18 protein-coding genes and 1 tRNA gene are annotated in these 20,624 nt (G+C 59.3%); 10 read left to right on the top strand and 9 right to left on the bottom strand.

The genetic code is table 11. The annotated features are described in order from the left end of the window. Nucleotides 1-83: 83 nt before the first annotated feature. Complete coding sequence (gene ilvD / locus HB376_RS05715) at nucleotides 84-1,757, top strand: dihydroxy-acid dehydratase (RefSeq protein WP_213762465.1); 1,674 nt, start codon at nucleotides 84-86, stop codon at nucleotides 1,755-1,757. Between the two features lie 158 nt (nucleotides 1,758-1,915). Here ilvD and HB376_RS05710 read toward each other — a convergent pair whose 3' ends face one another. From HB376_RS05710 to HB376_RS05700, 3 genes are all read right to left on the bottom strand, one after another. Further along, on the bottom strand, nucleotides 1,916-2,329 hold the full coding sequence (locus HB376_RS05710; protein ID WP_346730446.1) for a DUF2486 family protein: 414 nt from the start codon (nucleotides 2,327-2,329) through the stop codon (nucleotides 1,916-1,918). Between the two features lie 131 nt (nucleotides 2,330-2,460). Continuing rightward, nucleotides 2,461-2,886: a DNA polymerase III subunit chi gene (locus HB376_RS05705; RefSeq protein ID WP_213762463.1), complete on the bottom strand. Its 426-nt coding sequence runs from the start codon at nucleotides 2,884-2,886 to the stop codon at nucleotides 2,461-2,463. A 37-nt stretch (nucleotides 2,887-2,923) separates the two neighbouring features. Next, nucleotides 2,924-4,435: a leucyl aminopeptidase gene (locus HB376_RS05700; protein WP_213762462.1), complete on the bottom strand. Its 1,512-nt coding sequence runs from the start codon at nucleotides 4,433-4,435 to the stop codon at nucleotides 2,924-2,926. Between the two features lie 229 nt (nucleotides 4,436-4,664). Between HB376_RS05700 and lptF the strand changes: the two genes are divergently transcribed. The 5 genes from lptF (at nucleotide 4,665) to HB376_RS05675 (ending at nucleotide 9,312) form a co-directional block, all read left to right on the top strand. Further along, entirely contained in the window at nucleotides 4,665-5,762 is a 1,098-nt protein-coding gene (lptF, locus tag HB376_RS05695) for an LPS export ABC transporter permease LptF (protein WP_213762461.1), read from the top strand. A 4-nt stretch (nucleotides 5,763-5,766) separates the two neighbouring features. Continuing rightward, complete coding sequence (gene lptG / locus HB376_RS05690; protein WP_213762460.1) at nucleotides 5,767-6,915, top strand: LPS export ABC transporter permease LptG; 1,149 nt, start codon at nucleotides 5,767-5,769, stop codon at nucleotides 6,913-6,915. A 53-nt stretch (nucleotides 6,916-6,968) separates the two neighbouring features. Then, nucleotides 6,969-7,337, top strand: a complete 369-nt coding sequence (locus HB376_RS05685) for a CbiX/SirB N-terminal domain-containing protein (protein WP_213762459.1) — start codon at nucleotides 6,969-6,971, stop codon at nucleotides 7,335-7,337. 339 nt (nucleotides 7,338-7,676) lie between these two features. Then, a complete protein-coding gene (locus tag HB376_RS05680) occupies nucleotides 7,677-8,018 on the top strand; it encodes a helix-turn-helix transcriptional regulator (protein WP_213762458.1) in 342 nt (113 codons plus the stop codon). Further along, complete coding sequence (locus HB376_RS05675; protein WP_213762457.1) at nucleotides 8,008-9,312, top strand: HipA domain-containing protein; 1,305 nt, start codon at nucleotides 8,008-8,010, stop codon at nucleotides 9,310-9,312. The genes HB376_RS05680 and HB376_RS05675 overlap by 11 nt, the downstream gene beginning before the upstream one ends. 179 nt (nucleotides 9,313-9,491) lie before the next feature. Here HB376_RS05675 and cobA read toward each other — a convergent pair whose 3' ends face one another. From cobA to HB376_RS05645, 6 genes are all read right to left on the bottom strand, one after another. Beyond that, complete coding sequence (cobA, locus tag HB376_RS05670; protein ID WP_213762456.1) at nucleotides 9,492-10,256, bottom strand: uroporphyrinogen-III C-methyltransferase; 765 nt, start codon at nucleotides 10,254-10,256, stop codon at nucleotides 9,492-9,494. Between the two features lie 9 nt (nucleotides 10,257-10,265). Further along, entirely contained in the window at nucleotides 10,266-11,591 is a 1,326-nt protein-coding gene (locus HB376_RS05665; protein WP_213762642.1) for a GTP-binding protein, read from the bottom strand. 31 nt (nucleotides 11,592-11,622) lie between these two features. Then, on the bottom strand, nucleotides 11,623-12,585 hold the full coding sequence (gene cysD, locus HB376_RS05660) for a sulfate adenylyltransferase subunit CysD (protein ID WP_158936350.1): 963 nt from the start codon (nucleotides 12,583-12,585) through the stop codon (nucleotides 11,623-11,625). Nucleotides 12,586-12,652: 67 nt separating this feature from the next. Further along, nucleotides 12,653-13,384, bottom strand: a complete 732-nt coding sequence (locus HB376_RS05655; RefSeq protein WP_213762455.1) for a phosphoadenylyl-sulfate reductase — start codon at nucleotides 13,382-13,384, stop codon at nucleotides 12,653-12,655. After that, nucleotides 13,381-13,920, bottom strand: a complete 540-nt coding sequence (locus HB376_RS05650) for a DUF934 domain-containing protein (RefSeq protein ID WP_213762454.1) — start codon at nucleotides 13,918-13,920, stop codon at nucleotides 13,381-13,383. The genes HB376_RS05655 and HB376_RS05650 overlap by 4 nt, the downstream gene beginning before the upstream one ends. A 19-nt stretch (nucleotides 13,921-13,939) precedes the next feature. Next, nucleotides 13,940-15,619, bottom strand: a complete 1,680-nt coding sequence (locus HB376_RS05645; protein WP_213762453.1) for a nitrite/sulfite reductase — start codon at nucleotides 15,617-15,619, stop codon at nucleotides 13,940-13,942. A gap of 220 nt (nucleotides 15,620-15,839) precedes the next feature. On the opposite strand from HB376_RS05645, the gene HB376_RS05640 reads away from it, so the two are divergent. From HB376_RS05640 to HB376_RS05625, 4 genes are all read left to right on the top strand, one after another. Further along, a complete protein-coding gene (locus tag HB376_RS05640) occupies nucleotides 15,840-16,781 on the top strand; it encodes a CysB family HTH-type transcriptional regulator (protein ID WP_213762452.1) in 942 nt (313 codons plus the stop codon). 141 nt (nucleotides 16,782-16,922) lie between these two features. Beyond that, a complete protein-coding gene (locus tag HB376_RS05635) occupies nucleotides 16,923-18,065 on the top strand; it encodes an ABC transporter substrate-binding protein (protein ID WP_255631197.1) in 1,143 nt (380 codons plus the stop codon). Between the two features lie 135 nt (nucleotides 18,066-18,200). Next, nucleotides 18,201-18,285: transfer RNA gene (locus HB376_RS05630), tRNA-Leu, on the top strand. A gap of 172 nt (nucleotides 18,286-18,457) precedes the next feature. Further along, the gene (locus HB376_RS05625; RefSeq protein ID WP_213762450.1) at nucleotides 18,458-19,681 is read left to right on the top strand and encodes an integrase arm-type DNA-binding domain-containing protein; all 1,224 of its coding nucleotides are present in this window, start codon (nucleotides 18,458-18,460) and stop codon (nucleotides 19,679-19,681) included. Nucleotides 19,682-20,624: the final 943 nt, after the last annotated feature.

The raw sequence follows: 20,624 nt of genomic DNA, 5'->3' as shown, positions 1-20,624 counted from the left end.
ACCCTGAATAATATATTGGACACGCGTTCGTACAAGCTTCATCCTTTCGCGACCAGACAATAAAATCCTCAAGGAGCCCCCACATGGCCTTCAATCGCCGCTCGAAAAACATCACGCAAGGCATCGCGCGTTCCCCGAATCGCTCGATGTATTACGCCCTCGGCTACAAGGACGAAGACTTCGACAAGCCGATGATCGGCATCGCCAATGGTCATTCCACCATCACGCCGTGCAATTCCGGCCTGCAAAAGCTGGCGGACGCCGCCGTCGAATCGATTCGTAAATCGGACGCCAATCCGCAGACATTCGGCACGCCAACCATCTCCGACGGCATGTCGATGGGCACCGAAGGCATGAAGTACTCGCTCGTGTCACGCGAAGTGATTGCCGATTGTATTGAAACGGCTGTGCAAGGCCAGTGGATGGACGGCGTGGTCGTGATCGGCGGCTGCGACAAGAACATGCCAGGCGGCATGATCGGCCTCGCGCGCATGAACGTACCGGGTATCTACGTGTATGGCGGCACGATCCGTCCGGGCAACTGGAAGGGCAAGGATTTGACCATCGTGTCGTCGTTCGAAGCGGTCGGCGAGTTCTCCGCCGGGCGGATGTCGAAGGAAGATTTCGACGGCATCGAGAAAAACGCCTGCCCATCGAGCGGTTCGTGCGGCGGCATGTACACGGCCAACACCATGAGCTCGTCGTTCGAAGCGCTCGGCATGTCGCTGATGTATTCCTCGACCATGGCGAACCCCGACGAAGAAAAGGTCACGTCCGCGGCGGAATCGGCGCGCGTGCTGGTCGAAGCGGTCAAGGCCGATCTCAAGCCGCGCGACATCATCACGAAGAAATCGATTGAAAATGCGGTTGCGCTGATCATGGCGACCGGCGGCTCGACCAACGCGGTGCTGCACTACCTGGCTATCGCCCATGCGGCCGAAGTGGAATGGAGCATCGACGACTTCGAGCGTATGCGCAAGAAAGTGCCGGTGATCTGCAACCTGAAGCCGTCGGGTCAGTACGTGGCGACCGATCTGCACAAGGCCGGCGGGATTCCGCAAGTGCTGAAGATTTTGCTCGACGCGGGCATGCTGCACGGCGATTGCATCACGATTACGGGCAAGACCATCGCGGAAGAACTGAAGGACGTGCCGTCGAAGCCGCGCGCTGATCAGGACGTGATTTTCCCGATCAACAAGGCGCTCTACGACGAAGGCCATTTGGCCATCCTGAAGGGCAACCTGGCGCCGGACGGCGCCGTGGCGAAGATCACCGGCCTGAAGAACCCGGTCATCACCGGCCCGGCACGCGTGTTCGAGGACGAACAAAGCGCGATGACCGCGATTGTCGCGGGTCAGATCAAGGCCGGCGACATTGTCGTGTTGCGTTATCTCGGCCCGAAGGGTGGTCCGGGCATGCCGGAAATGCTGGCGCCTACGTCAGCGATCATCGGCCAGGGGCTGGGGGAATCGGTGGGCCTGATTACCGATGGACGCTTCTCCGGCGGCACTTGGGGAATGGTGGTGGGTCACGTTGCCCCGGAAGCCTATATGGGCGGCACGATCGCGTTCATCAAGGAAGGTGATTCGATCACTATCGACGCTCACAAGCTGCTGTTGCAACTGAACGTGGATGACGCCGAGATCGAGCGTCGTCGCGGAGAGTGGACGCAGCCTGCGCCACGTTATACGCGTGGCGTGCTGGCCAAGTATGCTGCGCTCGCGTTGCCGGCAAACAAAGGCGCGGTAACGGGTTGATCGCGGGGTAATTGCTCGCTGTTTTTCGCTCGCGCCGGCGGACCGTTTCAGGTTCTGCCGGCGTAGGCAGGAAATTTAATGCCGGGTTAAATGCCGGATTACCGCTGCGCTGGGTCGGACTCGGCTCCGTCAGCCAGAATTGCCCCGAAATCCCCTTCTTACTTGCGCCCTCGCCGTTCCAGTTCGTCGGCCACCGCCTCGCGCACCCATTGCGTCAACTCGGTTTCCAGCGCCAACGCAACCTCCCGCGTAATCTGGCTGACTAGCCAGGTGGAATGCTCCTGCAACGATTCCCTGCAGCGTTCCTCGATCAACGCCCGGCCATCGCCAGTCAAAAAATGCGTGAAGCGCCCGCGCAGCCTGTCTGCGATCACATCGGCGTCACGATCCGCGCCGTGTGCAAGCTCCTCGTGCGATGGCACAGCCGCCGGCGATAACACCGGCTCCGGCGCCCGCGGTGCAACGCGGGCACGGTCTGGCCGGCCCGGCACGATGATATCGGTCAGCACGGGAATGGAGGAATCGAAGTTTTCGGGTGTTTCAGCCGTATCGGGCGCGGTGGTGATGGGCACGAGTGGACTCCGTCTCTCTTGATGGCAGGCTGTTGGAACCTGATGGCAGGCCGACTGCGGGCTAACGGTAACGGCGGGCGTTTTTGCGATCATACCGCGTGGCCCCCGCACACTGCGACTGAGCGGTGCGCTCAGCCGCCCTGCTTGTAATTGTTGAGCACATAGCCCCGATCGCGATAGAAACGATACCGGTCGCGCCCAGCCACGAGTTCCTGCTCCTCGTTGCCGACCACTTCCAGCAGGCGTTCAAACCGCGCGAACTGCGGCGGTACGGTTGCGCCGAGGTTCAGCAGGATCTGCTGCTGCAGATCCTGCCCCAGCGATTCCAGCGACGCAGTCAGCAACACCGGCGTTTGCCCCGCCAGCGCGCTGTCCGCCATGCAATGCGGCACGAACTCGAGCGGCTTGAAGGTCCACAATTGCTCGTCGAACCGCTTCAACCGCTCGGGTTCGGCCAGCACGATCAACGGCTGACCGCTCAGGTAAGCCTTGCGCACGAGGCGGCAGGCGTACGCGATCGAATCCCCCACATTCGAATGGAAATCGATACGCGTCATGGCTGTGCCTCCCCGCTCACGCTTGGTTCAACCACGCTCATTGGCCCGCGCGATCGACCAGGAACTGCGTGAGCAAGGGCACCGGACGACCGGTTGCGCCCTTTGCCGCGCCGCTTTTCCACGCCGTACCCGCGATGTCAAGGTGAGCCCAAGGATAGTTCTGCGCGAAACGCGACAGGAAACACGCCGCGGTAATCGCGCCGCCCGGCCGTCCGCCAATGTTCGCGACATCGGCGAAATTCGACTTCAGCAGGTCCTGATACTCGTCGTCGAGCGGCATGCGCCAGGTCGGATCGATGGCTTCCTTCGACGCATCCAGCAACTCGCCCGCCAGCGCGTCGTCCTTCGAGAACAAAGCGGTGTTGTGATGGCCCAGCGCCACGACGCACGCGCCCGTGAGCGTGGCGATATCGATAACTGCCGCGGGTTTGAAGCGTTCCACGTAGGTCAGCGCGTCGCAGAGAATCAGGCGGCCTTCCGCGTCCGTATTCAACACTTCGATAGTCGTGCCGGACATGGACGTGACAATGTCACCCGGCTTTACCGCGTTGCCGGCCGGCATGTTCTCGCACGTCGGAACCACACCGATCACGTTGAGCTTCAACCCCATTTCCGCGATCGCGCGCATGGTGCCGAACACCGAACCAGCGCCGAGCATGTCGTACTTCATCTCGTCCATGCCTTCGCCGGGCTTGATGGAGATGCCGCCGGTGTCGAACGTAATGCCCTTGCCGACCAGCACGACCGGCGCGGCCTTCGCGCCCGCGCCCTGGTGATGCATCACGATGAACGCGGGCGGTTCGACCGAGCCTTTCGCGATCGACAGGAACGAACCCATGCCCAGCGCTTCGATCTGCTTCTGGCCGAGCACTTCCACCTTCAGCTTGAATTCCTTGCCCAGCTTTTTCGCGGTATGGCCGAGATAGGTGGGCGTGCAGACGTTCGGCGGCAAGTTGCCGAGATCGCGCGTCAGGTCCATGCCGTTGGCGAGCGCCGTGGCGTGTTTCAACGCGAGCTTCGCAGCCTTTTCGTCGGCGGCATCGATGCTGAACACCACTTTCTTCAACGCGCGATCGCCGTTTTCCGGCTTGCTTTTCATCTGCGTGAACTTGTAGGTCAACTCGCGCAGCGCGAGGATGGCGCAGCGCACACCCCAGTCGCTGGTACGCTCGGGCACCGGCAGTTGGGCGAGCGTGAACGCCACGTTCGCGATCTTCGTGGCAAGCAGCGCCCGCCATGCGGCGCGCGCGGCTTCCGTGTAAGCCTTCTGATTGAAAGCGTCCTGCTTGCCGAGGCCGACCAGCAAAATCCGTGACGCCCCAATCCCCGTCACTTCGGTCAGCATCAACGTGGAACCGGCCTTGCCGCTCATGTCGCCAGCTTTCACCGTGCGCGTAAGCAGCCCCTTGGTGACCAAATCCATCTCGCGGGCTGCGCCCGTCAACGTCTGCGCTTCGAACACTCCGAGCACTACTACATCGGCCTTTCCGTTAAGGAAACCATTTGCCGAGCCTTTGCTCCAATCACAGGCTTTTATGCTAAAGTCCATCGCGCTTATCCTCGGATAAAATCTGGGCTGAAGGAAGAAAGCCGCAATTATCCGCTATTTTTTTCCGAGGCGGTCGCGGGCAGCGATACCCGGATTGAATGTCTCGCTCATGACTCGGTCGACTCGTTCATCCGGCACGTTTGTCATGGCGTGTGGTCCAAACGTGGTCCAAGCGCGGCCCGCACATAATCCAACCGCCTGGTCGCCGCCGGTTTCCACCTGACAATCAATGATCTTCGAACGCTCCCTTCAGCGTGAACTCGCGTATACGGCTGGCGCCGTATTCATGGTGCTGCTCACGATCATGCTGACCACGATGATGATCCGCATCGTCGGCTTTGCCGCATCGGGACAAGTCGATCCGCGCGACGTCGTCGTGCTGATCGGCCTCACCGTCATCGGCTATCTCGCCGTGATCATGATCGTGACCCTGTTCGTGTCCATCCTCTTCGTGCTGACGCGCTGGTATCGCGACTCGGAGATGGTCGTGTGGCTCGCGTCAGGCGTCAGTCAGACGGCGCTGATCAAACCAATCGCGCTCTTCTCCACGCCAATCATCCTGGCCATCGTATTTTTTGCGTTCGTGGTCTGGCCCTGGTCGAATTTGCAAAGCAAGCTCATCAAGGCACGGTTCCAGCAACGCGACGAAGTCTCGCTGCTCGCACCGGGTCAGTTCCGTGAATCGCAAACCAGCCACCGCGTGTTTTTCATCGAAAAGATGTCGCCGGATCAGGGGCACGTGCAGAACGTGTTCGTGACGAGTACGGAAGGCGGCAAGGTCAACGTGGTGGTATCGAAGAACGGCCATACCGAAACGCACGCCAATGGGGACCGCTTCGTGGTGCTGGAAAACGGCCGGCGCTACGACGGCATTCCGGGGCAGCCGAACTTCCGGATCATGGAGTTCGAGCGCTACGGCGTGAAAATTCAAAGCCAGCAATTCGTGAACACGCCTACCACGACCGGCATGTATACGAACGAGTTGCTGGCCAATCCCACCCGCGACAACCTTGCCGAAATCGCGTGGCGCGCGGGTCTGCCGCTGATCGCGATCAACCTGATGCTGCTCGCCATTCCGCTCTCCTACCAAAACCCCCGGCGCAGTCGAACAATCAATCTCGTGATGGCAGTACTGATCTATCTGACATATTCCAACCTGCTGAACGTGGTGCAGTCGTGGATCGAACAAGGCCGAGTGTCGTTTGTTGTCGGGCTGGTGGGGCTGCACATAATCGTCTCGGTCATGGTCGCGTTCATCTTCTGGTTGCGCATACGTAATCGGCCGCTCTTCAAGCTGTCGGCGTTTACCCGCTCGAAAGGGGCCTGACGCAATGCGCATTTACGAACGGTATTTCGCGCGTCAGATCTATCTCGCGTTCATCTTCATCCTGTTCGCGTTCTCTGGCCTGTTCTTCTTCTTTGACTTGATCAACGAGCTGAATACGGTCGGCCACGGCAACTACAAGTTTGGGCTCGCCGTGCTGCGAGTGGGCTTGCAGACGCCCTCGCGCTTCTACGAAATCATCCCGGTTGCCGCGCTGATTGCGGCCATCTACGTGTTCGCGCAAATGGCCGCCGCGTCCGAGTTCACCATTTTCCGCGTATCCGGATTGTCCACCGGCAAGGCGCTGCGCTCGCTGCTCAAGATCGGCATACCAATGGTCCTGCTCACGTATGTGATCGGCGAAGTGGTCGGCCCCTACTCGGACCAGCTCTCCGAGAAAGTGCGGCTCGAAGCGCTGGGCTCGTCGGTGTCGATGAACTTCGAATCAGGCGTCTGGGTGAAAGACACGCTGACCGCGCGCGCGGACGGCGAACAGGTCACGCGCTTTGTAAACGTGGGCACGCTGAATCCGGATACGACCATTGCGAACGTGCGCATCTACGAATTCGATTCGTTGTTCCGGCTGACGAACGTGCGCATCGCTAAAAGTGGCGTGTTCCAGCCGCCGGGCCACTGGAAGCTCACCGACGTAACGGACACCGAACTCATCGACGCGCCGCCACAAACCGTGAATCCCGGCGACGCGCTTAATCCCGTGTATCGCGCGAAACAGATCACCCTGCCGGAGTATTCGCTGCGCTCTGAACTCACGCCGCAGATTTTGTCGGTGCTGCTGGTGTCGCCAGACCGGATGTCGATGTTCAACCTCTTCAGATACATCCAGCATTTGACGGAAAATCATCAGGACACGCAGCGGTATCAGATCGCGTTCTGGCGCAAGATCTTGTATCCGCTCGCGGTGCTGGTGATGCTGGTGCTGTCCCTGCCGTTTGCGTACCTGCATACGCGCGCCGGCGTGGTCGGTGTGAAGGTGTTCGGCGGCATCATGATCGGCATGAGCTTCCAGCTGGTCAACACGCTGTTTTCACACATTGGTACGCTGAACACCTGGCCCGCGCCATTGACGGCCGCAGCGCCGGCGCTGGCGTACCTGATCGTCGGCTTGATCGGGTTGCGGTGGGTGGACCGGCATTAGGCTTCAAGCATTAGGGCTTCAGGCGTCAGCGCTTTGAGACGAGGGAGAACGCGATGAGCAAGCACGGCATGATCCTGTTCGGTCACGGCGCACGCGATCCACGCTGGGCCGAGCCTTTCGAACGGCTCGCCACGAAGCTGCGCGCAATGCGCAGCGCGCCGGTATCGCTGGCGTTTCTTGAACTGATGACCCCCGATTTACCTACGGCTGTCGAACGCCTGGCGGCGGATGGGTGTGACGCGCTCACCGTCGTGCCCGTGTTCTTCGGTCAAGGCGGTCATATACGGCGCGACCTGCCTGAGTTGCTCGATCGATGCCGCGCGATGTTTCCATTGCTGACCATCCAATGCGCAACAGCGGTGGGCGAAGACGACTCGGTGCTGGATGCGGTCGCACAATATTGCGTTCGGCAGATTGAGTAGGTTTATCGCTCCTCACTAGCGTGCTGGCGAAAGCTCGACCGTTTTCCACAATGCCCCGCGAGTCATGGACTTCCGGGGCATTGTTCTGTCCGAAGGATTTTCCTGGCCGACGCCATTGTGCCTGCGCGCCGAAGAGGGCCGGAGCGAGCTTCAGCGGACACCCGGTGCGGGCAAATCACCAATCAAACGCGTTCTAATCAGCCAAAAATGGTCATATCTGATCAATTAATCCACTTATTTGTTCAGATATGACCATTTTTTCCATATAGAAATATTGACGATCTTAGGATTTTGTCTATACTGACCAATTAAGTGGGTTTATATGTCAGATACGACAAAATGAAGCGCAACAACAAGGATTTTTCTTCGCCAGAACTTGGGCTTCAGGCCACGGGACTTGGACGCGCGGTCGCCGCCGCCCGGATCGCACGCAACATGACCCGGAAGGATTTTTCCGAACGAGCCAACATCAGCCCGAGCACCCTGATACGCATAGAAAATGGCGATGTTTCGGTCAGTTTCTCGTCGTGGCTGCACGCGTTCGAACGTGCCGGCCTCCTCGGATTGCTCCAGCCGCTCGCGAATCCGCAAAACGACGTGGTCGGCGAAGCGCGGCGCAAGACGGAATCTCGCGTGCGTCCACGCAAGACCGCTTCGAAGACAGGCGAGTATGATTTTTAATACAACAACCTGGAGCAAATACGTCTTCATCGCCCTCGAAGGAGCGGCCGAGGCGGTCCCTGCCGGTAAGCTCGAACTACTCGAAGAAGGTATCAAGCCCGTCGGGTCGACCTTCGTCTACGGCAACAAGTACTTACAGCGTGCGAACGCCGCTGCCGTGGACCCGGTCAGCATGCCTCTGAGCGAGGCGAAGAAGTCCAAGGAAACGGTATTTCAGCCCCCTGCAGGACTGGCGCTGTTTGGCGCAATCCGTGACGCGGCTCCGGATTCCTGGGGACGGCGCGTGATTGAGAATATGTTGAGGGCGGCGCCCGACGGTTTGCCCGAGACTGAATATCTGGCTCATGCTGGCCCCCACCGGACTGGCGCGCTGGATTTCAGGGACTCCCCCACCGCACCGGCAGAACCCGGCAAGTTGCCGGATGCAAAAGAGCTTTCTTATCTGCTCGACGCTGCAGCCATGATCCAGGACGGCAAGCCGGTTCCGAAAAAGCTGCAGTTACTCTTTAGCGTTGGCGCAACTTTCGGCGGCGCGCGACCCAAAGCCGTGTTGCTGGACGATGGACGACAATGGGTCGCCAAATTTCCTGTCGCCCGGGACGGTTTCAACGTTCCCGTCGTGGAGCGTGCAACGCTTGAACTCGCCCGCGAGTGCGGTATGCGCGTTCCCGCAACCAGGCCCATTCACTTGGCCGACGGGCGCGATGTCATGCTGATCGAACGATTTGACCGCGTGCCGTTGCCCGGCGGTACGTTCGGCAAACGCCACGTCGTGAGCGCGCTGACCATGCTCAAGATGCATGAAAGCGATACCGCATCGGCTAATTACACGGACCTGGCGGACCTGCTCGGTGAACGAGGCGCCACGGGCTTTGTCGCGGCCGACAAGATCGAGCTGTTCAAGCGAATGGTGTTCAACATTCTCGTGACGAATGACGATGACCATCTTCGCAATCATGCGTTCGTGTGGGACGGAGCAAACAAGGGCTGGCGCCTGAGCGACCTTTACGACGTCGTGCCGAAGCCGCAGGTCGGCTCCGAGCGTTTCCTCGTACTGGGCGTAGGTCCGGCAATGGGCCGGCTGGCGACGCTCGACAATGCCCTCTCCGCGGCGGGCCGATTCGGTCTGCTCAAACACGCGGCCGTTGAAATCATCCAGCGTTTGTCGGCTGTTGTGAGAGAGTGGCGGACTTATTTCGAGGAGTTCGGTGTTCCCCGAACCGAGTGCAACAAAATCTCCTCTGCATTCCGCAAGCCGCAGGCCATTGGGCTGCGTGAAGTGGAGAAAGCGTAGTGCGTCAACGCTCGCGAAACGGGTCGTTGAAGCACGCAATTGCACAGGCATCAGGAAACCGGCGCAGGTGAAAAAAGCCCCGTGGGTCAGTGACCCACGGGGCTTTTCAGACGACGAATCACAAGCGGTCTAAAGCTCGCCAGGGCGGCGCGGTTTCGCCGCGTCGCCTGCGGCCTCACTCAGGCAGCAGCCTGTTGTAATGCCGCTTCCACGCTTTGGACCGGTACTACCATAACCGACCGCTCCGCAAACGCTTCACCGATCATCAGCAAACTCGGCTGCGATGCATCGAGCCAATCCTGCGCTTCCCCAATCGCCATTTCGCCCAGCGTCAGCGTCAGCGAACGTTCGCGCGGCGTACTGCAAGCCTCGACGATGGCAACCGGCGTCGACGCCAGCCGCCCTGCATCGATCAGTTGCTGCGCAATCTCCGGCGCGCTGTCACGGCCCATGTAGAACACGAGCGAATCCGCGCTGGCCTGCTCGCGGATTTCATCGCTGTCAGGGGCACGGCTGTACGTTGCCAGAGCAACACTACGCGATACCCCGCGCAAGGTCAGCGAACGCTTCAACGTCGCGGCGCTCGCCAGCGCGGCCGTGATCCCCGGCACCACTTCGTACTCAATACCCGCCGCTTCGAGCGCGCGCATTTCTTCGTCGGCGCGGCCGAACAACATGGGGTCGCCACCCTTCAGCCGCACGACGATCTCGTGTTCGCGGGCGGCATCGACGATCTGCTTGTTAATGAAATGCTGCGCCGTTGAACGCTGTCCGCAGCGCTTGCCCACCGCAATCTTGCGCGCGTCCGGCGCGTAGTCGAGCATGGCCGGCTCGATCAACGCGTCGTGCAGAACGACCTGCGCCTGGCTCAACAACCGGGCGCCCCGAACCGTAATCAGGTCCGCAGCACCCGGCCCCGCTCCGATCAAATACACCTTACCCATAGTCGATTCTCAGGCTGAATACGAGCGAATCATCCCGGCCGCAACCGTGTGATGCGTCGCTTCATCGATAAGAACAAACGCGCCCGTGCCCTGATGCGTGTCGTAGGCATCGCAGACGATCGGCTTTTGAAGCGTCAGCGCCACGCGGCCGATGTCGTTCATCGTCAGGTTATGGCGGTCCACCGAATGCAGCAGCGTATGCACGTCGAGCACTTCCTTGATTGCACCAATCCGCGCGAACACCGTGTTCGTGGTCTGCTTCAGCAAGTACTTGCGTTGCTGTGAAAGCGGCTCCTCGTCGAACCAGCAGAGGTCAGCGTCCAGCTTCTTCGCCGGCTCGATCTTGGCGCCGCTCGTGTTGCGCGGCACGAACGTATCGCCACGCGAGACGTCGACATCTTCCGCCAGGCGAATGGTCACCGTCTGGCCCGCGAACGCGCGATCCACTTGCGCCACGCCGCCCGGAACCGGTGCGATGATCTCGGCAACGGTTGCATCGCGATTGGCCGGCAACACGGTGATGGTGTCGCCCAGTTTCACTTCGCCCGATTCCACCCGGCCCATGTAGCCGCGGAAATCGTCGGCCTGACTGCCGTCCTGTCGCGCGACCCATTGCACCGGGAAACGCAGCGCTTGATCAACAGGTTGCGTAACCGGCAGCGCTTCAAGCAGATCGAGCAGCGGTTCGCCCGCATACCACGGCATGCGCTCGCTCGCGGTCACGATGTTGTCACCCTTGAGCGCCGACACCGGCACGAAGCGCACATCGGCAATTCCAAGCCGGCGCGCGAGTTCAACGTACGCGTCGCGGATCTCGTTGAAACGCGTCTCACTGAACTCGATCAAATCCATCTTGTTGATCGCGACGATCACATGCTGCAGCCCAAGCAATTTGACGATCGCGCTATGGCGCACCGTCTGCGGCAGCAGTTGCGCCACGCCATCCTGCAACGTCACGCGCGTGGCATCCACCAGAATGATCGCGGCATGCGCGGTCGATGCGCCCGTCACCATGTTGCGCGTGTACTGCTCGTGGCCGGGGGTATCGGCGATGATGAACTTGCGCTTCGCAGTCGCAAAATAACGGTACGCCACGTCGATCGTAATGCCCTGCTCACGCTCGGCTTCAAGGCCATCGGTCAGCAGCGACAGATCGATTTCGTCACCAACAGTACGCTTGTTCTTCGCCCGCGACAACGCCGACAACTGATCCGACAACACCGCTTTGCTATCGAACAGCAGGCGGCCGATCAGCGTGCTCTTGCCGTCGTCGACGCTGCCTGCCGTGATGAAACGCAACACGCCGAGGTCTTCGGGTTGATGAATACTCATGATGTTTCCCTGTTCCTTGTTTGCGGCGTGATGCTTAGAAATAACCTTGTTTCTTACGGGTTTCCATGGCGGCTTCGGACGCTTGATCGTCCATGCGCGTGGCGCCGCGTTCCGTGATTTCCGTCACGGCGGTTTCCGCGATGATCTTCTCGACGTCGTCGGCATCGCTGGCAACGGGGCACGTGCAACTGATGTCACCGACGGTACGGAAACGCACTTGCGCGACTTCGGACACTTCGCCTTCCAGCAGCGGCGTGATCGGCGTCAGCGGCACGAGCAAGCCATTGCGGCGAATAATTTCGCGATCGTGCGCATAGTAAATGGACGGCAATTCAAGCTTCTCGCGCCCGATGTATTGCCAGATATCCAGTTCGGTCCAGTTCGAAATGGGGAACACGCGCAAGTGCTCGCCGTTATGCAAACGCGCGTTGTAGATGCTCCACAATTCCGGGCGTTGCGCTTTCGGGTCCCACTGGCCGAATTCATCGCGGAAAGAGAAAATGCGCTCTTTGGCGCGGGCCTTTTCTTCATCGCGACGCGCGCCGCCGATCAACGCCGTATAACCGTATTCCTCGATGGTTTCGAGCAACGTCACCGCTTGCGCAGCGTTACGCGAATCCGTTTCGCGACGCAGACGCACGGTACCTTTCTTGATTGAATCTTCGACATGACCGACCACGAGTTCCGCACCAATTTCAGCGGCGCGACGATCGCGAAAGTCGATGACTTCGCTAAAGTTATGACCGGTATCGATATGAACCAGCGGGAACGGCAGCACGGTCTTGCGACCCGAGCCTAGGCCAAATGCCTTCAACGCAAGATGCAGCACGACGACCGAATCCTTGCCGCCGGAGAACAGCAACGCAGGTTTGCTGCACTCGGCCACGAGTTCGCGCAGGATGTGAATGGACTCGGCTTCGAGCCAGTCGAGGTGATCCATCCGGGTCTCGCGATTCGCGATCGGAGCGTTGACTGTTGAATCGAGCGTGCTGCTCATATGCGTCGTTCCTTGGTTGCTTTGCATGACACCCAGCTTGTGGCGTCGTGCGTCAATATCAATGCGTTCAGAGTGCCGAGGTTGGCGCTGCGCTGCGGTCTTCCACGATCCTTATATTCGTCACGTGCAAGCCGCATTCCTTCGTGTCCCGCGATTCCCACCACCAGCGCCCTGCCCGGCTATCTTCGCCCGGACGGATAGCGCGCGTGCACGGCTCACAGCCAATGCTCGGATAACCGCGCGCATGCAGCGGGTTGACGGGGACATCGAAGGCCTTCAAATAGGCCCAGACATCGGCTTCGGTCCAGTCCGCGAGCGGATTGAACTTCGCGATACCACGCGGCGCGTCGTGCTCTTCCTCATGCAACTCTACGCGTGTTACCGATTGCTCGCGCCGCTGTCCCGTGACCCACGCGCTCACGTCCTTCAGCGCGCGATTCAACGGCTCGACCTTACGAATTCCGCAACAGCTTTTACGCAGATCGACGCTCTCGTAGAAGGCGTTCAAACCGTGGTCGCGCACATACTCTTCAACCGCTTCCGGCAGCGGATAAAACTGTTCAATATCGTATCCATACCGCTCTTTCACGCGATCAATCATGCCCAGCGTTTCAGCATGCAGACGACCGGTGTTCAGCGAGAAAATGCCGATCTTTATGCCGCGCGAAAGAATGGCGTGCGTGAGCAACATGTCTTCGGCGGCGAGACTGCTGGCTAGCTTGACGTTCGCATGACGTTGCGCGATGGAATCGAGCAGCGCATCAAGACGACCGACTTTGGCTTGCAGTTCGGCATTCATGCAGACGCTCCGGCGGCAGCTTTGCCACGACGACGGAACAGCGGTTCCGGATTGTCCACAGCGCTCTGGTACGGGATGCTCAATTCACCGAACGCGTTCAATGCGTCGTGAATGTCTTTATCGGCACGAACGGCGAAGGCGTCGAAACCGCAACGCGCGTGGAAGCGCAACTGATCGCGCAACACGTCGCCAATAGCCCGCAACTCGCCGGTCCAGTGATAACGCTCGCGCAGCAAGCGGCCTATGCTGAAACCACGGCCATCGCTGAACTTGGGGAAATCGACGGCGATCAGCGCGATCTTGTCGAAGTCTTCGACCAGTTCCGCGGGTTCATCGTCGGGGGCGAGCCACACGCCGATCGGTTCCTTCTTGTGCGCCGCGGTCAACGCGTTCTTATGCTCTTTCCACCACGTGAACGGCACAATTACCTTACCCGGCAACAATGCATCGACGGCGGGCAGCGTGCCATCTTCAGCCGCACGCACCACGTTCCAGTCGTCTTCAACCACTTCGCGGTTCTTGATTATCAAAGCCATGTGCTTATTCCTTAGCGTTTCAAGCATGTGCCGGCTGGCGCGACGCGTACACGCGTTCCTTGAACGGCGCGATGCCGATACGGCCATACGTCTCGATGAAACGCTCGCCTTCAATGCGATTCTCAACGAACGTATCGATCACTTGCGACACGACCTCGGGCATCTCTTCCGCCGAAAACGACGGGCCGATCACGCGGCCAAGATGCGCGCCCGTTGCGCCCGAGCTTTGCTCGCCGCCGAGCGTGACCTGATACCACTCCGAGCCGTCTTTATCGACACCGAGCACACCGATGTTGCCAATGTGATGATGACCGCACGCGTTGATACAACCCGAGATGTTGAGCGTCAGGTCGCCGAGGTCGTACACGTAGTCGAGATCGCTGAAACGTTCTTGAATCGCTTGCGCGATCGGGATCGACTTGGCGTTCGCGAGCGAGCAGAAATCGCCGCCCGGGCACGCAATGATGTCGGTCAGCAAACCAATATTCGATGTCGCGAAACCCAGCGCTTTCGCGCGTTCCCACACCGCGTACAGGTTCCGCTTCTTCACGTTTGCGAGGATCAGGTTCTGCTCATGCGAGACGCGGATTTCGCCGAACGAGAATTCATCGGCGAGATCGGCGACGGCTTCCATCTGCTTGTCCGTTGCATCGCCCGGCGCAATGCCGGTCGGCTTCAGCGACAACGTCACCGACGCATAACCCGGCACCTTGTGCGGCCGCACGTTGCGCTCGATCCAGCGCGCGAACGGCTTGCTGTCGATGAGATGCTTTTCATACGACACATCCGTATCCGGCAGCTTTTCATACGCGGGCGGTGCGAAGAACTGCGACACGCGCGTGAGTTCTTCTTGCGTGAGCGTGGAAGGACCGTCCTTCAAATGCGCCCACTCTTCCTCCACTTGCTGCGCGAATTTCGCGGGGCTCAGCGCCTTCACGAGAATCTTGATCCGCGCCTTATATATATTGTCGCGACGGCCGTAGCGGTTATACACACGTAACACGGCTTCGCAATACGTCAGCAGATGCTGCCAGGGCAGGTCTTCCTTGATGATCGCGCCGACGATAGGCGTACGACCCAAGCCGCCGCCCGCGAGGATGCTCGCCACCACGTCGCCCGCAGCGTTCTTCTTCAGATAAACGCCAAGATCGTGCACTTGCACGGCTGCGCGATCTTCCACCGAGCCATTGACCGCGATCTTGAACTTGCGCGGCAGCCACGCGAACTCAGGGTGGAAAGTCGACCATTGGCGCAGGATTTCGGCCCACGGACGCGGATCGACGATTTCATCGGGCGCGACGCCTGCGAATTGATCGGCGGTGATATTGCGGATGCAATTGCCTGACGTTTGAATGCCGTGCATTTGCACCGACGCCAGTTTGCGCAAGATTTCCGGCGTTTCTTCGAGCTGGATCCAGTTGAACTGGATGTTGGTCCGCGTCGAAAAGTGGCCATAACCGCGGTCGTGTTCACGCGCGATCGTGCCGAGCATGCGCATCTGGTCGCTGCGCAAGTTGCCGTACGGAATCGCGATACGGTGCATGTACGCGTGCCGCTGCATGTACAGGCCGTTCTGCAGACGCAGCGGCCGGAATTCTTCTTCGCTCAACTCGCCGGACAAACGGCGGCGCACTTGGTCGCTGTATTGAGCGACGCGTTCGTCGACGATTTTCTGGTCGATCTGATCGTATTGATACATTCGGGGGCCCCAGTTTTCAGTAGTTCCGTCAGTACGGCGTCCTAGCCACGCCGCACGTCTCTATAAGTAGAGTCATTGCCTGGAACGCCGTTCGGACGATGCGTTCATTTGCTTATGACAAATACAGATATCGATATTGGAAAAATTGGCTCGATGGTAATAAACTTCCTATATATTGCAAACGACTGATAAATTACTTTGATATGCGGATGGGTTATATATGAATCTGCACCAGTTCCGCTTCGTGCGCGAAGCCGTCCGGCAGAACTACAACCTCACCGAAGCCGCTAAAGCGCTGTTCACGTCGCAGCCGGGGGTATCGAAAGCGATCATCGAGTTGGAGGATGAACTCGGGGTCGAGATCTTCACGCGTCACGGCAAACGGGTTCGTTCGCTGACGGAGCCAGGGCGAATTATCCTGGCATCGGTGGAAAAAATCTTGCAGGAAGTGGAAAGCCTGAAGCGTGTCGGTAAAGATTACGCGGCACAGGATCAGGGCAATCTGGTGATCGCGGCCACGCATACACAGGCGCGGTATTCACTGCCGAACGCTATCGCCGAGTTCAAGAAGCGCTTTCCGAAGGTGCATCTTTCGATTCTGCAAGGCAACCCGACGCAGGTCGCCGAAATGGTCATACATGATCAGGCGGATATCGCCATCGCCACCGAAGCGCTCGCCAACTATAAGGAGCTGGTGTCGCTGCCGTGTTTTCAGTGGCACCACGTGGCCGTGATGATGCCGGACCATCCGCTGCTCGAACGCAAGCTGCTGACGCTCGACGACCTCGCGCAATACCCGATCATTACCTACGACAACGCGTTCGCCGGCCGCTCGAAGATCAACCAGGCGTTCGCATTGCGCAATCTGTCGCCCGATATCGTGCTGGAAGCCATTGATTCCGATGTGATCAAGACCTACGTCGAACTGGGCTTGGGCGTGGGCATTCTCGCGGATATCGCGTTTAACCCCGAACGCGACAAACACCTTCGCGCAATGCCCGTCGGCCATCTGTTCGGCACGAATGTCACGCGGCTCGCTTTGAAACAAGGCGCGTATTTACGCAGCTATGTGTACACGCTGGTCGAACTGCTCTCGCCTTCGATGAACCGCAAGCTGATCGAGCAGGCGCTGTCCGGCGAGCACGAAACCTACGAGCTTTGATTGACCGGGGTTCGAGCACGACCTAAGACACGGGCAACGCTCGCGTCGAAACCCGCGCCGTGCGATTTTTGTCATCCCACACTTCAGCATTTTTAAACCACACCTCTTCGCGGAGACCTTCCAATGAAGTTGTCGAAGTTCATGCGCCCGGCGCTGATGGTCAGCGCGCTCGCGTTTTTCAGTGCAGCGGCTAACGCGCAACTGAAAGTTGGTATCGATTTGTCGAGCACCGGTCCGGCGGCCGCCATCGGCATCACGAGCAAGAACGCCATGCTGATGTGGCCGAAGACTATTGCGGGTCAACAGGCGGAATACATCATTCTCGACGACGGCTCCGACCCGGGCGCGGCCGTGCGCAATATCCGCAAGCTGATTACAGAAGACAAAGTCGATGTGATCGTCGGACCGAATATCACGCCAGCAGCGCTCGCGGCGCTCGATCCGGTGGCCGAATACCAGACGCCGATGATCACGCTGATCGGCTCGGCATCGGTTGTCGAACCGCAGGAAGGCAAGAAGGTGTGGGCGTTCAAGATGGCCCAAACCGACGGCGCAATGGCCGACGTGATGACCCGCACGATGGTCAACCGGAACGTGAAGACGGTCGGTTTCATCGGTTTCGCCGATAGTTACGGCGATAGCTGGTTCAACGAATTCTCGAAGTTCGCCGAGTTGCGGCATATCAAGGTGGTCGCGAGCGAGCGTTTTAATCGCACCGACACGAGTGTGACCGGGCAGATTCTCAAGCTGATGGCCGAGAAACCCGATGCGGTGCTGATCGCGGGCGCGGGTACGCCGACGGTGTTGCCGGAACGCACGCTGATCGAGCGCGGTTATAAAGGCGCGATTTACCAGACGCACGGCATTGCGACGCCGGAGTTCATCAAGCTCGGCGGCAAGGACGTGGAAGGCACGCTGTTCCCGACGCAGCCGGTGGTGGTCGCGCGGACTTTGCCCTCTGATCATCCATCGAAGAAAGCGGCGCTGGCTTTCGTCGATGCCTACGAGGCGAAGTATGGCAAGGGGTCGGTCACGCAGTTTGCCGGCGATGCGGCCGGGGTCTATCCGCGGCTGCAGGATGCGGTCGGGCGTGCGTTGAAAGCCGGGCAACCGGGGACGGTGGCATTCCGGGTGGCATTGCGCTCGGAGCTGGAACACGCGCATGAACTGGTCGTGCCTAACGGCGTGGTCAACACGAGCGCGACCGATCACGTCGGGTTGGATCAACGGGCGAGCGTGATGGGCATCATCAAGAACGGCCAGTTCACGTATTTGAGCCAGTGAGTGCGCCGGTGAACGCGGTAGCCTGCTGCGTGGATCCAGGGGCTTGCCCGCGGAAACGATTTTCGGCATAATCGCTGACTTGCCGGTTGGTGTCGGGTTTTTTCCGCCCCCAGTCGGCTGGTTCAAATGCTGTTTGCCCGGGTGGTGAAATTGGTAGACGCAGGGGACTCAAAATCCCCCGCCGCAAGGCGTGCCGGTTCGATTCCGGCCCCGGGCACCACAAAATATTCCGGCAAGTTCCAGAGAAGTTCAGAAACCCGCGCCAGCTCATGGCTTCGCGGGTTTTTTTGTCCTGGGTGGTCGGGCTTGTTCCGTGGACATCTGTTGGTATCGGATGGTATTTTTGTTGGTATCGACCTCGCAAACGCACTTTTCCGCTTCGAGATACCAACATGCCGCTCACCGACATCCAGATTAGGAACGCACGCTACAACTCAGACGGAACCGGCAACCGCCTGTCAGATGGTGGCGGCATGTACCTTCAGCTCGATAAGTCCGGCGGGAAATACTGGCGGATGAACTATCGGTTCGTCGGCAAACAAAAAACGCTCGCGCTCGGCGCGTATCCAGCTGTGCCGCTAGCGGCAGCTCGCAAGAAACGCGACAACGCGCGCGAAAAGCTTGCTGCGGGAATAGACCCTGGCGAGGCGAAGAAAACCGAAAAACGCGCTGTGCGCATCGCCGCCGCCAACTCATTTGAAGTCGTCGCCAATGGCTGGATGGAAGAACGCAAGACGGTTGTTGAAATCGGTCAGTACGAGAAGACATCGGCCCGCTTCAAGAACGATGTGTTTCCGTGGCTGGGCAAGAGACCGATCACCGAAATCGACGCCCCGGAGATCCTTTCTGTCCTGAAGCGCATCGACGGCCGGGGCGCGCGATTTACGGCCCATCGGGTGCGCAGCGAGATCAGCCGGGTCTTCCGCTTTGGCATCAAGGAGGGGTTTTGCAAGACCGACCCGGCTAAGGATCTGATCGGCGCGATACCACCCCCAGTAGAAAAGCATTTCGCGGCTATTACCGAACCCGTGAAAGTCGGAGAGATGCTGCGCGCATTTGACGGTTTTTCGGGCACGTTTCCAGTGCTTTGCGCGCTCAAGATAGCACCGATGATATTCGTGCGGCCCGGCGAATTGCGGCAGGCGGAATGGACTCAGTTCGATCTGGACAAGGGCGAATGGCGCTACCTTATTAGCAAGACCAAAACAGAGCACCTGGTGCCACTTGCCACGCAGGCAGTTGCAATCCTGCGCGAACTGCACGCGATGACGGGGCAAGGCCGATTTGTATTTCCGAGTGCACGCTCCAAGCTTCGTCCGATGAGCGAAGCTGCCATCAATGCAGCGCTGCGCCGACTTGGCTACGATACTCGCACGGAAATCACGGGCCACGGCTTTCGGGCGATGGCTCGTACAATTCTGCATGAGGAACTCGAGCAGAAACCGGAGGTGATCGAGCATCAACTCGCGCATGTCGTTCCAGATAACCTCGGTTCTGCCTACAACCGTACGAAGTTCATCCGTGAGCGGCGCGTCATGATGCAGCAATGGGTTGACTACCTTGATCGGATCAAAGCCGGGGCCGAGGTCGTTTCAATTGCCGCACACCGACGATAAGTCCGGTTTCGCTACGAGCTTGTGCAACCTTTCTATCATCCGTTGCTGTCACCCAGTTTCGCGGTGTTGGACAGCAGCAATTTTGCTGGACCCGACGATCAGGATGACGAAGCTTTACGTCCAGAATTGTCATAAGTCGTGCACCGTTGGCATGCTGCGAGGGACTGCTTGCGCCGAGGTCCGAAATCATTGAGTCGCCACGTAACGTAGTGGGCGATTTGCACTCATGGAGGTAGTGTGCCTCCTCCCGGGGATGCGAGCTTCGGTGCGACAACAATAGCAGGTGCGATCGACTCGACAACTGGGTGTGTTCGGCGAGCCTTTCCCCCAACTGAGAGACAACAGCACCACAGTCTGGGCATTCCCATGTCCACCGCTCAACCAATCCATTCACTTGCCGGCTCGTCGCTCGCTGTCGCGCCCCGAGGTCCTCGCTGGGCTTACCTGGCGCGGCGGCGGCGCCTCGAGTGAGCGAATCTGGTCGATCGAGAGCATATTGCAGCAGCCCGCCGCGTCGTGAAGATGTCGTAGCGGTCGCCGCCAAATGCGATCTTGCTGCGTGACCGACAATCGCCTGCCGTGTTAAACACTGCTTCAGCCACAGATGACTTTCCACGTGTTCTCTGGCCGCGGTTCATTTGGCCACGGTGAATGCCCACTTCCGAGAACGCCAGCACCACAGCCCAGCCCTCTTCGACCGTTCCAAGCGGCGCACGAACAAATTGCGCGCATCCTATCAACTCCCGGCCGATTGCGAATTCGGCAATCATTGATCCGCGCGGACTGACGCTAGCCCGATTACGAAAACATTCGTGTGAATCGCAGCCTGGAATTCTCAGTGATGATTGACCGCGGCTCCAAAATTCGATAAATTCACACCTGTAATTGGGGGCGCACATCTGTGCGTCGTGCATCCTTGAGACACTTGGAAGCACGTGTCGGC

The sequence above is a fragment of the Caballeronia sp. dw_19 genome (genome assembly GCF_018449515.1).
GTDB lineage: Bacteria > Pseudomonadota > Gammaproteobacteria > Burkholderiales > Burkholderiaceae > Caballeronia.
Note: the sequence above shows the minus strand (reverse complement) of the source record. Positions and strands in the feature narration are given on the sequence as shown.